General features: G+C 68.2%; 14 protein-coding genes. 10 read left to right on the plus strand and 4 right to left on the minus strand.

All coding sequences use genetic code 11. The annotated features are described in order from the left end of the window. Nucleotides 1-73: 73 nt before the first annotated feature. On the minus strand, nucleotides 74-910 hold the full coding sequence (locus IBJ82_RS02515; RefSeq protein WP_194824313.1) for a glutamate ABC transporter substrate-binding protein: 837 nt from the start codon (nucleotides 908-910) through the stop codon (nucleotides 74-76). A 35-nt stretch (nucleotides 911-945) separates the two neighbouring features. Further along, entirely contained in the window at nucleotides 946-1,674 is a 729-nt protein-coding gene (locus IBJ82_RS02520; RefSeq protein ID WP_194825134.1) for an amino acid ABC transporter ATP-binding protein, read from the minus strand. A 217-nt stretch (nucleotides 1,675-1,891) separates the two neighbouring features. Here IBJ82_RS02520 and miaB point away from each other — a divergent pair, with 217 nt between their 5' ends. Further along, nucleotides 1,892-3,454, plus strand: a complete 1,563-nt coding sequence (gene miaB, locus IBJ82_RS02525) for a tRNA (N6-isopentenyl adenosine(37)-C2)-methylthiotransferase MiaB (RefSeq protein ID WP_228536593.1) — start codon at nucleotides 1,892-1,894, stop codon at nucleotides 3,452-3,454. A gap of 110 nt (nucleotides 3,455-3,564) precedes the next feature. Then, entirely contained in the window at nucleotides 3,565-4,143 is a 579-nt protein-coding gene (locus IBJ82_RS02530) for a hypothetical protein (RefSeq protein WP_194824315.1), read from the plus strand. Nucleotides 4,144-4,200: 57 nt separating this feature from the next. Here the strand turns inward: IBJ82_RS02530 and IBJ82_RS02535 are convergent, their stop codons facing one another. Next, entirely contained in the window at nucleotides 4,201-5,580 is a 1,380-nt protein-coding gene (locus IBJ82_RS02535; RefSeq protein WP_194824316.1) for a DUF349 domain-containing protein, read from the minus strand. 263 nt (nucleotides 5,581-5,843) lie between these two features. Between IBJ82_RS02535 and IBJ82_RS02540 the strand changes: the two genes are divergently transcribed. The 7 genes from IBJ82_RS02540 (at nucleotide 5,844) to IBJ82_RS02570 (ending at nucleotide 12,784) form a co-directional block, all read left to right on the plus strand. Then, the gene (locus IBJ82_RS02540) at nucleotides 5,844-6,617 is read left to right on the plus strand and encodes a hypothetical protein (RefSeq protein ID WP_194824317.1); all 774 of its coding nucleotides are present in this window, start codon (nucleotides 5,844-5,846) and stop codon (nucleotides 6,615-6,617) included. Then, on the plus strand, nucleotides 6,614-7,513 hold the full coding sequence (miaA, locus tag IBJ82_RS02545; RefSeq protein WP_194824318.1) for a tRNA (adenosine(37)-N6)-dimethylallyltransferase MiaA: 900 nt from the start codon (nucleotides 6,614-6,616) through the stop codon (nucleotides 7,511-7,513). Before IBJ82_RS02540 ends, miaA begins: the two co-directional genes overlap by 4 nt. A gap of 38 nt (nucleotides 7,514-7,551) precedes the next feature. Next, nucleotides 7,552-8,388 (plus strand): TrmH family RNA methyltransferase, encoded by an 837-nt coding sequence (locus tag IBJ82_RS02550; protein ID WP_194824319.1) that lies wholly within the window; start codon nucleotides 7,552-7,554, stop codon nucleotides 8,386-8,388. A 44-nt stretch (nucleotides 8,389-8,432) separates the two neighbouring features. Further along, on the plus strand, nucleotides 8,433-9,323 hold the full coding sequence (gene dapF / locus IBJ82_RS02555; protein WP_194825135.1) for a diaminopimelate epimerase: 891 nt from the start codon (nucleotides 8,433-8,435) through the stop codon (nucleotides 9,321-9,323). Nucleotides 9,324-9,486: 163 nt separating this feature from the next. Further along, entirely contained in the window at nucleotides 9,487-10,920 is a 1,434-nt protein-coding gene (hflX, locus tag IBJ82_RS02560) for a GTPase HflX (protein ID WP_194825136.1), read from the plus strand. 118 nt (nucleotides 10,921-11,038) lie between these two features. Then, on the plus strand, nucleotides 11,039-11,911 hold the full coding sequence (locus IBJ82_RS02565) for a lysophospholipid acyltransferase family protein (RefSeq protein WP_228536399.1): 873 nt from the start codon (nucleotides 11,039-11,041) through the stop codon (nucleotides 11,909-11,911). Between the two features lie 126 nt (nucleotides 11,912-12,037). Then, nucleotides 12,038-12,784: a pirin family protein gene (locus IBJ82_RS02570; protein WP_194824321.1), complete on the plus strand. Its 747-nt coding sequence runs from the start codon at nucleotides 12,038-12,040 to the stop codon at nucleotides 12,782-12,784. On the opposite strand, the gene lexA is transcribed toward IBJ82_RS02570, so the two are convergent. Beyond that, the gene (gene lexA, locus IBJ82_RS02575) at nucleotides 12,781-13,419 is read right to left on the minus strand and encodes a transcriptional repressor LexA (RefSeq protein WP_235569435.1); all 639 of its coding nucleotides are present in this window, start codon (nucleotides 13,417-13,419) and stop codon (nucleotides 12,781-12,783) included. The genes IBJ82_RS02570 and lexA overlap by 4 nt on opposite strands. Before the next feature lie 307 nt (nucleotides 13,420-13,726). Between lexA and IBJ82_RS02580 the strand changes: the two genes are divergently transcribed. Beyond that, nucleotides 13,727-14,428 (plus strand): hypothetical protein, encoded by a 702-nt coding sequence (locus tag IBJ82_RS02580; RefSeq protein ID WP_194824322.1) that lies wholly within the window; start codon nucleotides 13,727-13,729, stop codon nucleotides 14,426-14,428. Nucleotides 14,429-14,586 lie beyond the last annotated feature (158 nt).

Below are 14,586 nucleotides of genomic sequence, written 5' to 3' on the forward strand. Positions count from 1 at the left end.
GGTGTGAAGGCCTGCAGGACAACACCGCATCGGTGACCCGGGAAACCCCGGGTCACCGATGATCAGTGGTTGATCAGTAGCGGTCGACGGTCGGCGGTGCTGGCACCGCGATACCGGTACCCGCGAAGTTCTTCTCCTGCGCGGCCTTCCACGAACCGTCATCGATCATCGCCTGGATGGCGTCGTTGACCTTGCCGCGCAGTTCGGTGTCGCCCTTCTTCAGGCCGATGCCGTACTTCTCGGTGGTGAAGGGCTTGTTCACCAGCTTGAAGGTGCCCGGCGACTGCGCGGCGTAGCCGGCGAGGATCACGTTGTCGGTGGTGACCGCGTCGATCGCACCGCTACGCATCGCCTCGATGCACAGCGAGTAGGTGTCGTAGGTCTGCAACTGCGCCTGGGGGTAGTTCTTCTCGATGTTCTGGGCCGGGGTGGAGCCCTTCACCGAGCAGACCTTCTTGCCCGCGAGGGAGTCGGGGCCGGTGATGTCGGTGTTGGCGGCGGGCACCAGCAGGTCCTGGCCCGCGATGTAGTACGGGCCGCCGAAATCGACCTTCTCCTTGCGCTTGTCGTTGATCGAGTAGGTGGCGACGACGAGGTCGACCTGGCCGTTCTCGATCAGGGTCTCGCGCTGCGCCGACGGCGCTTCCTTGAAGGTGACGTTCTCCGGCTTCACACCGAGCTTGTCGGCGACGGACTTGGCCACGTCGACGTCGAAGCCGCTGTAGGTGCCGTCGGTATTGCGCAGGCCAAGACCCGGCTGGTCGAACTTGATGCCGATGGTCAGCTTGCCGTCCTTGGCGTTGTCCAGGGCCGACTTGTCGTCACCGCCACCACAGGCTGCGGTGACGGTGGCTGCCAATACCAGTGCCGCTGCGCCGATTCCGACGCGCGTCGCACGATTGATCCTCATGGGTTTCCTTCTCCTTGTGACAATGGTGCTGCGAGTCAGTGACTGAGAATTTTGCCGAGGAAGTCCCTGGCGCGTTCGGATTTCGGTGCGGTGAAGAAAGCTTCGGGCGGGGAGTCTTCGACGATCTCACCGTCGGCCATGAACAGCACGCGGTCGCCCGCCCTGCGCGCGAAACCCATCTCGTGGGTGACCACGAGCATGGTCATGCCTTCCTTGGCGAGGGCGACCATCACGTCGAGCACCTCGTTGACCATCTCGGGGTCCAGTGCCGAGGTCGGTTCGTCGAAGAGCATGACCTTGGGGTCCATCGCGAGCGAGCGGGCGATGGCGACGCGCTGCTGCTGACCGCCGGAGAGCTGAGCCGGGTACTTGTCGGCCTGGTTGGCGATGCCGACCCGCTCGAGCAAGGCCATCGCGTGCTTGCGTGCCTCGTCCTTCTTCTTTCCGCGGACCTTCGTCGGCGCCAGCATGACGTTCTCGACGATGGTCTTGTGCGCGAACAGGTTGAACGACTGGAACACCATGCCCACCTCGGCACGCAGCGCGGCAAGAGCTTTGCCCTCGTCGGGCAGTGCGACGCCGTCGATGGCGATGTCGCCGGAGTCGATCGGTTCGAGGCGATTGATGGTGCGGCACAGGGTCGATTTACCCGAACCCGACGGGCCCAGGACGATCACGACCTGCCCACGGGGCACTTCGAGGTGGATATCGCGCAGGACATGGAGCTCACCGAAGTGTTTGTCCACGTTGCGCATCGAGATCATCGGCGGAGCAGCGGTAGTGGCTGCGGCGTCGGCGTTCCCGGTCGCGGGTGCGGCGTCGTCGGTCATGGTCAGAAACCTTATGTCCATTCTGGAGAATTGCCCGGCTTTCGAAGACATGCCGTGACGGCACGCCGAGACGACACCTGCTGGTAACCCGCTGACTGCCCGTTACCTTTGCGTATTATCCCGCGATGACCGACGTGATGTGCGTCACAGTATGGGCTGCCCGTACCCTGGACAGGTGGATTCGACGGTTCAGAACGCGACTGAGAGCGCGCCTACACGCAGCTATGAGGTTCGCACATTCGGCTGCCAGATGAACGTGCACGACTCCGAACGCTTGTCCGGGCTGCTCGAGGACGCGGGCTATACGAAAGCCGCCAGCGGGGAGACGCCCGATCTGATGGTGTTCAACACCTGCGCGGTGCGCGAGAACGCCGACAACAAGCTCTACGGCACGCTCGGTCAGCTGGTCCCAGTCAAGCAGGGTCGGCCCGGCATGCAGATCGCCGTCGGCGGCTGCCTGGCGCAGAAGGACCGCGAGACCGTGGTGCGCAAGGCGCCGTGGGTCGACGTGGTGTTCGGCACCCACAACATCGGCTCGCTGCCGGTGCTGCTCGAGCGGGCCCGCCACAACGAGCAGGCCCAGGTGGAGATCCTCGAATCGCTCGAGGCGTTCCCGTCGACGCTGCCCGCCAAGCGGGAGTCGGCCTACGCGGGCTGGGTGTCGATCTCGGTGGGCTGCAACAACACCTGCACGTTCTGCATCGTGCCTGCCCTGCGCGGTAAGGAAGTGGACCGTCGCCCCGGTGACGTGCTCGCCGAGGTACAGGCGCTGGTCGACCAGGGCGTGCTCGAAGTGACGCTGCTCGGTCAGAACGTGAACTCCTACGGCGTGAACTTCGTCGATCCCGATCAGCCGCGCGACCGGGGCGCGTTCGCGCAGCTGCTGCGCGCGACCGGACAGATCGAGGGCCTGGAACGCGTGCGGTTCACCTCCCCGCACCCCGCGGAGTTCACCGACGACGTCATCGAGGCGATGGCGGCCACCCCCAACGTCTGCCCGCAGCTGCACATGCCGCTGCAATCGGGCTCGGACCGGGTACTCAAGGCGATGCGCCGCTCCTACCGCAAGGAACGCTTCCTCGGCATCATCGACAAGGTGCGCGCCGCGATGCCGCACGCGTCGATCACCACCGACATCATCGTCGGCTTCCCCGGCGAGACCGAGGAGGATTTCCTCGAGACCCTCGACGTGGTCCGTCGCGCCCGCTTCACCAGCGCTTACACCTTCCAGTACTCCAAGCGTCCCGGCACCCCGGCCGCCGAACTGCCCGATCAGCTGCCCAAGCAGGTCGTGCAGGAACGCTTCGAACGGTTGATCGCGTTGCAGGACCAGATCTCCTGGGAGAACAACCAGGCACTCATCGGCACCGAGGTGGAACTGCTCGTCGCCGACGGCGCGGGCAAGAAGAACGCGGTGACCGCGCGGATGAGCGGACGTGCGCGCGACGGCAGGCTGGTGCACTTCCGTCCCGGTGACGTGTCGGGTATTCGACCGGGCGACATCGTCACCGTCGACATCACCGAGGCGGCCCCGCACCACCTCATCGCCGACAGCGCGGTGAAGTCGCATCGGCGGACCACCGCCGGTGACGCGCACGAACGCGGCATCACCCCGAAGACCGCCCCGATCGGCGTCGGGCTCGGGTTGCCCCGCATCGGCGCACCGGTGGTGGAGGCGGTCGAGAGCGGCTGTTCGACGGGCTGCACATCGTGAGCGACGACGAATCTACTACCGGTCGTAGTGGGTCGGATGCGAACGGTGCGTCCGGTGATGGCACAGTGGGACCCGCCAACGATCAGCCTCTGGACAGGAGCGGACACGCGGTGAACCCGGCGCGCAACGACGAGGACTTCGAACAATTCCGTGGTGAGCTCGACGCGGTCGAGCGCCGCATCGCCGGTGAGATCGACCCCGGCGCGCGGGCGCTGGTGGTGGCGGGTGCGGTCTTCGCGCTGCTGATCTCTCTTCTGTTGCCGACGGCGGGCACCGCGCTCGGCTTCGACGTGCTGCTGAACACCGACGCCGCGGGCGTCGAGCACATCGGCCTGCCGTCACGAATCTTCGTCTGGCTGGTCATCGTCTTCGGTGTGGGCTTCTCGCTGCTGGCGTTGACCACCCGCCGCTGGGTGCTGGCCTGGATTGCGTGCGCGGGCTCGGCGGTGGGCAGCGTGTTCGGCGTGCTCTCGATCTGGCACCGCCAGACCCCGGGCCTCGGCAACTACGAGGGCGCGGGCCCCGGTATCGGCCTGATCCTCGGCACCATCGCGATCATGGTGCTCACCTTCCACTGGATCCGCGTGGTCTGGAGTCGCACGGCCGTGCAACTCGCCGCGGAAGAGCAGCGTCGCAACGTGGCTCGCGAAGCCGAGGATCGCGACCGCAAGCGCCTCACCGGCGAATAGTCCTGCGAGACAAGAAAACCCCCGACCGCATCGGTCGGGGGTTTCTTTCTGTCTCACTCACAGATTGCTGACGGCGCCCTCGGCGGCTTCGGCCCATTCGCGCCACTGCTTGGCCTGCTCGAGTGCCTTCTCCGCATCACGCTTCTTGCCCGCCGCGGTGGCCTTGGCGGCCTGCTCCTCGTACTGCGCGACCCGCTCACGGAACTGCGCGGCGCGCGCGACAGCCTCGGGGTCGGAGCGACGCCACTGCTGATCGGCGGCGTCGCGCACCCGCTTCTCGATGGCGCGCAGCTTGGCTTCCAGCTCCTGCATGCGCTCGCGGGGAACCTTGCCGATGGCGTCCCACTTGTCCTGCAGCTCGCGCAGCGAGTTGCGGGCGGCGTCCACGCCGTTGGCCGGGTCGATGTGCTCGTAGGCGGCCAGCAGTTCCAGCTTGGCGGCGGCGTTGTGGTCGAATTCGGCGTCGCGCTCGGAGACCGCCGCGTTGCGGGCGGCGAAGAACACGTCCTGGGCGCTCTTGAACCGCCGCCACAGCGACTCGTCGGCTTCGCGCGGTGCCCGGCCCGCGGCCTTCCATTCGGAGAGCAGGTCGCGGAACACCGCGGCGGTGCCGGTCCAGTCGGTGGAGTCGGCCAGTTCCTCGGCGCGCACGCACAGCTCTTCCTTGCGCGTCTTGGCGGTGGCGCGTTCGCGATCGAGATCGGCGAAGTGGGCGCCGCGTCGGCGGTTGAACGCCTCGCGGGCCTTGGAGTAGCGCTTCCACAGTGCGTCGTCGACTTTGCGATCGACACCGCGGATCGACTTCCACTCGTCGAGGATCTCGCGCAGCCGGTCGCCCGCGGCCTTCCACTGGGTGGAGTCGGCGGCGATCTGCTCGGCCTCGGCGGCGAGGGCTTCCTTGCGCTCGGTGTGCTCGTGGCGGGCGCGGTCCTTCTCCTCCTTGGCGTGCGCGGCGGCTTCCTCGGAGTGTTCGGTGATGACCTGCAGCCGGGCCGCGAGGCCGTCGATGTCGCCGATGACGGCCGCGGTCGGCAGCGTCTCGGCCAGCGCCAGCGCGGCGGTTTTGGTCTTGCGAGCGTCGGCGCCCGCGGCCAGCCTGGCCTCGAGCAGCGCGACCTCGGTGGCGAGATCGTCGAAGCGGCGGCCGAAGTGGGCAAGGCCCTCGGTGACATCGCCCGCCTGCCAGGAGCCGACGATCCGTTCGCCCTCGGCGGTCTGCACCCAGGCGGTGCCGTCTTCGTCGACGCGACCCCACTTGCTCGGGTCGGTGGCGCTCGGCACGATCACCGCGTGCGGATGCGGTTGATCGGGGCCCGGCGCCGGTTTCACGGCGTGCGGTTTCGGCGGACGCGGAGCAGTCCCGCCGGGCTTGGGGGTACCGGACGGTCGCGGGGCCGGACCTGGGGTGGGCTTCGCGGTTCCGTTGCTGTCGGTCATTGCTCTCCGTCCCTGCCGCGCGTCACGGCTGCCTGGTTACGCCCTAGCACATCCCATTGAACCCGGTTCGAGCCGCGGAAACCATCGATCCGGAGGATCGAATAGCGGATTTCCTGGGTTTTCGTCCCGGACGACGTGGGTAGTCGCACCTGAAAACACTAGCAATCTCGGCGGGCATCCCTACGCCGGACACTCGCAGACCGTCGCACGTGCGCACCGCGCCGGATGCGGGCCCCCGTGCGCGCTGCGGCTACGGTTACCGCGTGTTCTCGATAGCGGCCCTGGTCCCGTCGCCGCCGATGCTGGTGCCCGAACTGTGTGGGCGAGTCCCGGTGTCCGGCAGCGATCCCGACGATCCGATCGTGGTGCTGCGCGCGGCCGCCCTGGACGCCGCGGCCGCCCTCGCCGCGGCCGCCGACCGGTGGATCGTGATCGGGGTCGACAGCCATGACCGGATCTACGGTTCGTCGACCCGGGGAACGTTTCGTGGGTTCGGCGCCGATGTCGTCGTCGGACTCGGTCCGGCGGGCGAGGAGCCCGGTCCAGCAGACTCCCAGCTTCCCCTTCCGGTACTGGTCGCCGGATGGTTGCGGGAGCAGGCTGCGCCGCGGATTTCGGTGCGAGCTCGGGTCTTCGCCGCCGACGCCTCGCCCGCGAGGTGTGCCGAGGCGGGCGCCGCGCTTCGCGCCGAGCTCGACAGCGAGCCGGACCCGTACGCGGTGCTCGTGGTCGCCGACGGTGCCGCGACCTTGACGGTCAAGTCACCCGGCTATCTCGACGAGCGAGCCCACGCGGTGCAGCACGACCTCGACGCCGCCTTGCGCACGGGTTCGCGCGCCGGGTTGGCCGCGCTCGAGCCGGAACTGTGCGCGGCGCTGCTCATCGACGGACGCGCCGCCTACCAGGTACTCGGCGGTCTTTTCGCCGCCGATTCGGCCGATCCGCGGGTGCGTACGCTCTATCAGGGCGCACCCTATGGCGTCGGCTACGACGTGAGCGTGTGGCAACCGAATGGGCAGAAAGGTACCGACGAGTGACGAGCAGACCGATCGCGGTCGTCGGCCCCACCGCTACCGGGAAATCCGACCTCGCACTCGATCTCGCCACCGAACTCGGCGGCGAGATCGTCAACATCGACGCCATGCAGCTCTATCGCGGTATGGACGTCGGCACCGCGAAACTGCCGCCCGACCAGCGACGCGGGATCCCGCACCATCTGCTCGACGTTCTCGACGTCACCGAGACCGCGACCGTCGCCGCGTACCAGAGCGCGGCCCGCGCCGTCGTCGAGGACATCATGGCGCGCGGAAGAACCCCGGTCATCGTGGGCGGGTCGATGATGTACGTGCAAGCCCTGCTCGACGAGTGGGACTTCCCGGCCACCGATCCCGAGGTCCGCGCCCGCTGGGAAGCGCTTCTCGACGAGAGTGGGGTACAGGCGCTGCACGCGGCGCTGCGGCAGGCCGACCCGGTCGCTGCGGCCACCATCCTGCCCACCGACGGCCGACGCATGGTGCGCGCGCTCGAGGTCGTGGAACTGACCGGTCGCCCGTTCGCCGCCTCGGCCCCGACCATCGGCGTCCCGCGCTGGAACACCGCGATTCTCGGCGTCGACCGGGAGACCGCCGCCCTCGACGCCCGCATCGAGACCCGCACCGCCCTGATGTTCGATTCGGGCCTGGTCGACGAGGTTCGCGGACTGCTCGACGCGGGCCTGCGCGAGGGGCAGACCGCTCGCCGCGCCATCGGCTACGCCCAGGTGCTGGCCTACCTCGACGGCGAATACGATCTCGACCACGCCCGCGAGCGCACGCTGATCGGCACCCGCCGATACGTGCGCAGGCAGCGATCGTGGTTCCGGCGCGACCCCAGGGTCTCCTGGGTGGACGGCGCGGATCCCGAGCTCGCCGCGACCGCGCTGGCCCTGCTCTGACGACATTCGAACACCGACCCGATAGGACGGACAGCGCAGTGACGCGACGAGTGAGTACCCGCAACGCCTCGGTGCAGGTGTGGCAGGCCTACCTCAACAACCGGACAAAACGTCATCGTGACGGCCGGTTCCTCGTGCAAGGCGTGCGCCCGATCACCCAGGCACTCGACAACGACTGGCCGCTGGAAACATTGCTCTACCGGCTCGGCGGCCCCGAGCTGTCGAGTTGGGCGCGCGAGATCCTCGACACCGCCGACGTGCCGCAGGTGGGCCTGGTTCCCGAACTCATGGCCGAGCTGGGAGAGAAGGCGGCGACCGCGCCCGAGATCGTGGCGGTCGCGGTGTCGCGGCATCCGGACCTGGCTGACTACGCACCCGGTGAACCGGGGGAGGACGCCCCGGTCGTGGTCGTGTTCGATCGCCCGAACTCGCCCGGCAACCTCGGCACCCTGATCCGCTCGGCGGATGCTTTCGGCGCGTCCGGGGTGATCGTCACCGGCCACGGCGCCGACCAGTTCGACCCGCAAGCCGTGCGCGCCTCGACCGGTTCGCTGTTCGCGATGCCGGTGCTGCGCGCGGCGGGCCCCGGGCAGGTGCTCGAATTCCGTGACCGCCAACAGGCTCGCGGCATCCCCACCCGCATCGTCGGCACCGATGAGGGCGCGCCGAGCACGATTTACGACTACGACTTCACCGGGGCGACGATCCTGGTCGTCGGCAACGAGACCACCGGCATGAGCTCGGCGTGGGCCGACGCCTGCGACGACCTGGTCACCATCCCGATGGGCGGCACCGCCAGCTCGCTCGGCGCGCCCTCGGCGGGGGCGATCAGCCTCTACGAGATCGCCCGGCAGCGACGCACGTTCGCCCGGTAATACACCCCACCGCGGCGCAGAGGAGAATGAGGGACGTGTCCGACATCGAATTCAGCAAGGGCCACGGCACCCAGAACGACTTCGTGGTGCTGCCCGACCTCGAGGTGCGCCTCGACCTGACCGTCGACCGCGTCGCCGCGCTGTGCGACCGGCAGCGAGGCCTCGGCGCCGACGGTGTGCTGCGCGTGGCGAAGGCCGGTGCGCTGCTCGCCGCCGGGGTCCTGGAAGCCCTGCCGGAGGGGGTCGGCGCGGACGACTGGTTCATGGATTACCGCAACGGCGACGGGTCGATCGCCGAGATGTGCGGCAACGGGGTGCGGGTCTTCGCGCACTACCTCAACGCCACCCGGCTGGAACAGCGCACCGAGTACGTCGTCGGCAGTCGTGCGGGCGCCCGTCCCGTGGTCGTGCACGAGGCAGGCCCGACCGACGGTGAGGTCACCGTGGACATGGGCGTTGTCCGTGAGCTCGGCCCTTCCACCGCCACGCTGGCCGGCTGGGCGCTGGCCGGGATCGGCATCGATGTCGGCAATCCGCACCTGGCCTGCGTCGACGACAGCATGACCGTCGACGCGCTCGCCAAACTCGACCTGAGCGTGTCGCCGGGCTTCGACCCCGACCTGTTCCCGCACGGAGTGAACGTCGAAATCCTCACCGCGCTCGACGCCGACAACGCCGTGGACATGCGCGTCTACGAACGCGGAGTCGGCGAAACCCGTTCCTGTGGAACCGGGACGGTGGCCGCGGCCGCCGCCGCGTTGACCGCCGCCGGGGTGTCGATCGGCACCGAATCCGGCGAGGTCACGGTGCGGGTTCCCGGCGGACAGGTACGCGTCGGCATCGCCGAAGCACGCGCCTGGTTGCGCGGTCCCTCGGTCCTGCTGGCCTCGGGAACGCTGTCGCAGTCCTGGTGGGACGCGCAGGAGGACCGATAACCGCGTGCACGCTGTCACCCGGACGTGGCAGCATGGAGAACGTATGACGAAACCAGTAGAACCCACAGAATCCACATCGGCCGAGCACACCACCGCGGCCGATCCCGACGTCGCCGCCGACCGCGGGGACGTCGATGATGCGTTGGCCCGCCACGCGGCCCGCATGAAACAACCCGGTTGGGCGAGCGATCCGACGGTCGGCGAGATGCAGCTCGACGAGCGCACCTCGTTGCGCCGCGTCGCCGGGCTGTCCACCGAACTCACCGACATCACCGAGGTCGAATACCGCCAGCTGCGCCTCGAGCGCGTCGTGCTGGTCGGTGTCTGGACCACCGGCAGTGTCGCCCAGGCCGACGCGAGCATGGTCGAGTTGGCCGCGCTCGCCGAGACCGCGGGCTCGGAGGTCCTCGAGGCGCTGATCCAGCGCCGCGACAAGCCCGACCCGGCCACCTACATCGGCTCCGGCAAGGCCGAGGAGTTGCGCACCGTCGTCCTCGACACCGGCGCCGACACGGTGATCTGCGACGGTGAACTCACGCCCGCCCAGCTCACCGCGCTGGAGAAGGTCGTCAAGGTGAAGGTCATCGACCGCACCGCGCTGATCCTCGACATCTTCGCCCAGCACGCCACCTCCCGCGAGGGCAAGGCCCAGGTCGCGCTGGCGCAGATGGAGTACATGCTGCCCCGCCTGCGCGGCTGGGGTGAGTCGATGTCGCGTCAGGCCGGTGGCCGGGCGGGCGGCGCCAGCGGTGGCGTGGGCACCCGCGGTCCCGGTGAGACCAAGATCGAAACCGATCGTCGTCGGATCCGGGAGCGGATGGCCAAACTCCGCCGCGAGATCCGGGAGATGAAGACCGCACGCGACACCATGCGCGCGCGCCGCAGCGAGAGCGGCGTCCCTTCGATCGCGATCGTCGGCTACACCAACGCGGGCAAGTCCAGCCTGATGAACTCGCTCACCGGCGCGGGCCTGCTCGTGCAGGACGCGCTGTTCGCCACCCTCGACCCGACCACTCGCCGGGCCGCGCTCGACGACGGTCGCGAGATGGTGTTCACCGACACCGTCGGCTTCGTTCGCCACCTGCCGACCCAGCTGATCGAGGCTTTCCGCTCGACGCTGGAAGAGGTCACCGGCGCCGATCTGCTGCTGCACGTCGTCGACGGCGCCGACCCGCTGCCGCTCGAGCAGATCAGGGCGGTGCGCGAGGTGATCACCGATGTGATCAGGGAGCAGGGCACACCGGCGCCGCCGGAACTGGTGGTGGTCAACAAGATCGACGCCGCCGATCCGAACGAGCTCACCCGGTTGCGCGGCATGTTGCCGCAGGCGGCCTTCGTCTCGGCGCAGACCGGCGCGGGTGTGGAGGAGTTGCGTGAGCGGCTCTCCGAGGTGCTCGGCGGACTCGATGTCGACATCAGTGTGCTGCTGCCCTACAGCCGAGGGGACCTGCTCGCCCGCATCCATGCCGACGGTAGAATCGTCACCGCCGACCACGAAGAGGGCGGTACTCGGGTGCGCGCGCGTGTGCCGCACGCCTTGGCCGCGGCCCTGTCCGAGTACGCCCATTCGGGTCCGGCCGAACCAGCTCTCAGCTGATCTTTTTCGCTGATTTGCCTGCTGGTTGCGGACAAATGCCGATGCGACACCGGCATTTTCGGACGCTATGGTCGAATATCGACAGCAGGAGGGTGTTATGTCGAACGACCATCAAAGTATGGGAAATGTGACGCAGGACAGGGTTGCGGTGGGCGACCCTGTCCTCTCGGATGGGGCGCCGCTCGCCCCGATGCCGAGTGAATGGGATATGCGCGCCTTCGAAGCGGTGCTCGCGCCGCTGCGGGCGTGGACCAGCCCTAAGTTCTACGGTCTGGACAACATTCCGGCCGAAGGGCCGGTGCTGATCGTGGCCAACCACAATCTGCTCGGCTTGATCGACGCGCCGCTGATCATGCCGGAAATCCTGCGGGAGCGCGGCAGGTTGGTGCGGGGCCTGGCCGAACACGTGTTGATGGTGCCCGGGGTGCGGGATTTCCTGCACCATTTCGGCACCGTCCGAGGGACCCGCTCGAACTGCCTGGCGCTGCTCGAGCGCGGGGAAGCGGTGGTGGTGTTCCCCGGTGGCGGTCGCGAGGCGATCCGTCGCAAGGGCGAGAAGTACGTGCTCAAGTGGGAGGGACGCACCGGTTTCGCGCGGATGGCGATTCAGGCAGGGGTGCCGATCGTGCCGCTGGCGATGATCGGCGTCGACGACGCCTACGACATCGTTTTCGACGGTCAGCATGCGGTGATGGCTCCGCTGCGCTGGACCTGCCGGCTCCTCGGCATCAATACCGAACTGAATCCGCCCCTGGTCAAGGGTGTCGGCCCGATGCCGCTGCCCCGCCCGGAGCGGTTCTACTTCTCCGCGGGCGCCCCCATCGACCCGGCGCCGTGGTTGGAAGCCGACGACCTCGACGGTGCGGCCGCCGATCTGCGCGATGTAGTGCGCAAGGGGCTCGAAGAAGAGTTGCAGTTCCTGTTCAACGAGCGAGAACGCGATACCGGCCGGACCCTGGTCGGTCGCCTGCGCAACGCGCTGCCCTGGTGACCGCAACCGCCTGACAAGCCGGATCGGCGCCGCGAGGCAGACGCACGCAGACGGCGTGGAATGCCCGCGGCGCCGATCTCGTTACCCAGTTATACGGACCAGGGTCCGGATGTCGAAAGGGTGACGATGATCGTGACGGAGCAGGTCGAGGTCGTGCCCGGCGCCGACCGCAGGCGCTGGCGCAACGAATGGCTCGACTCACGGCAGTCGTTCCCGGTCACCGGCAATTTCGTCCTCGAGGACTACGCCCACGGTCTACTTCTCGTGCACAACGAGGACATCGTCGACCCGGGCGAGGGGTTCGATACCCATCAGCACCGCGATACCGAAATCCTCACCTGGGTATTGGAAGGCACCGTGGTGCACCAGGATTCCACCGGGCACTCGGGCATGATCCGTCCCGGGCTCGCGCAGCGGATGAGCGCGGGTGCGGGCATCCTGCATTCGGAGCGCAACGGGGCGGGCTACCGGGAGAAGCAGCGCCTGCACGTCGTACAGATGTGGATCCCGCCGGATGAGACCGGCGTCGCCCCGAGCTATCAGGAACTCGACATCGAGGGTGAGCTCGCCCGCAACACGCTCGTGCCGGTGGCGTCCGGTATGGCGCGCCATCGCGGCGAGGCGGCGATCGGCATCGGCAACCGTCATGCTGCCTTCCATGTCGCGCGCCTCGACCCCGGTGAGGCGATCACGGTCCCCGACGCGCCCTACGGGCACGTCTTCCTCGCCCGTGGCACCGTCGACTACGAGGGCTACGGCACCTTGCACCAGGGCGACGTCGTACGCCTGACAGCGACGGGCGGCCACCGCGTTACCGCGGTGACCGCCGCCGAGTTGCTGATCTGGGAGATGACCGCGACCGCGCGCCGCTAGACCTTGCGGATGACGGTGACGACCTTGCCCAGAATTTGCGCGTCGTTTCCGGGGATCGGTTCGAAGTGCGGGTTGTGCGGCATCAGCCACACGTCCTTGCCGCTGCGCTTGAAGGTCTTCACGGTGGCCTCGCCGTCGATCATCGCGGCGACGATGTCGCCACCCTCGGCGACATTCTGCTGACGCACCACGACGAAGTCGCCGTCGCAGATCGCCGCGTCGATCATCGACTGGCCGACCACCTTGAGCAGGAACAGCGAACCCTCGCCGACGAGTTCGCGCGGCAAGGGGAAAACGTCTTCCACGGCCTGCTCGGCCAGGATCGGGCCACCGGCGGCGATCCGGCCCAGGACCGGGACGAACGTCGGAGTCGGGCGACTCGGATCGACCTCGTCGGTCTGCTGGGGCAGCGTGGTGACCGAGCGGACCGCCTCGTCGAGCCCGCGAACATTCACCGCGCGCGGCCGATTCGGGTCGCGGCGTAGATAGCCCTTACGTTCGAGGGCGCGCAGCTGATGGGCCACCGACGAGGTGGAGGTGAGACCGACCGCGTCACCGATCTCTCGGATGCTGGGCGGATAGCCCCGTTCGGTCACCGAGGAGCGGATGACATCGAGGACCGTGCGTTGACGCACGGTGAGATCCGTTCCGGATCCCGATGTGACGGTGCCGGTGCCGCTTTCGTCACCCGTGTCGTCTGTGTGGGTCACCGTGTCCCGCCCTTCTGAGTAGTCGAATTCGCCATCTCGAGGCTAGTCGGGCCACGCCGAACAATCAAACATCTGTTCGAGCATGTCGGGCGTTTCGTGCTGACAGGGGCGCTGGGATCTGGTAGAAATCGAACATCAGTTCGTCGCACACATGTTCGAACAGCGGGAGGCATCGCCGCCTCACCAGTACTTTCTCGCAGCAGCGGAGCACACCACCCCGGAGGTTCTTCCGATGAGCACAGCAACCAGCGCCCTGCGTTCCTCAGACCCCACCGCCGCCCCGGAGCCGATGCTCCGCCGCCGCCGGACCGCCCGCACCCCACGACCTTTCGCCTTGGTCCGACCGGCGATGCCGCAGCCGGCCGGCGCCGAACCGCACGCGGGTGAAGCGCCGTCGACCACGGTGCTCGCCGACGCTGTCTCGACCCCTCGAGTCGCGACGGCGCCCACGAACGTCGCGCGCAGTATCGTCCGATTCGGCGTGTTGAGCGTGCCCGCGAACAACCTGCCTACCGCCGAACCGGCCGATATCGTCCGTCCCGCTCGGCGCATCGCACTCACCGACGCCGAACTCGATCTCGCCTTCGCTACCGTGCCCCGCAGTGCACCGCAACGCCGTGCGGTTGTTCGCCCGTCGGTCGATCGCGGCCCACAGCTGCGCGCGCCGCGCAGCGAACTGTCGCTCTACGCCCGCGGTCGGGTGCGGACCGGCCGTGCCGAGGGCATGCATCCGCTGCATCGGGTCGAGCAGGCCAAGGTGGGCTTCGCCGCGCTGGCTGTCACGGCATTGGTGACCGCGCTTATCGTCGTGGCTTTCCTCGGGCTGGCGCACGTACGGGCCGGCAGTTTCGTCGACCACGTCGACTCGACGATTCCCGGAACCTCGGAGCAGGCGGGCTTCGGGTCCGGCGCGCGATTCGAGCCGGGCCGATGAGTGGAAACAGCTGCGCGGAAACGTTTTCTGGGAGGTTTCGGCAGCCTGCGAGATCGTCGGTATCGACGAATCGCATCCTGAAACTAGAACACGTTGCTACGGTGACGGGCATCCTGAATCGAGGCCGGGGCCTCGGTCGAACCCGGATGCGAGGTCTC

It is taken from the genome of Nocardia sp. XZ_19_231 (assembly GCF_015355705.1).
Classification (GTDB): Bacteria; Actinomycetota; Actinomycetes; order Mycobacteriales; family Mycobacteriaceae; genus Nocardia; species Nocardia salmonicida.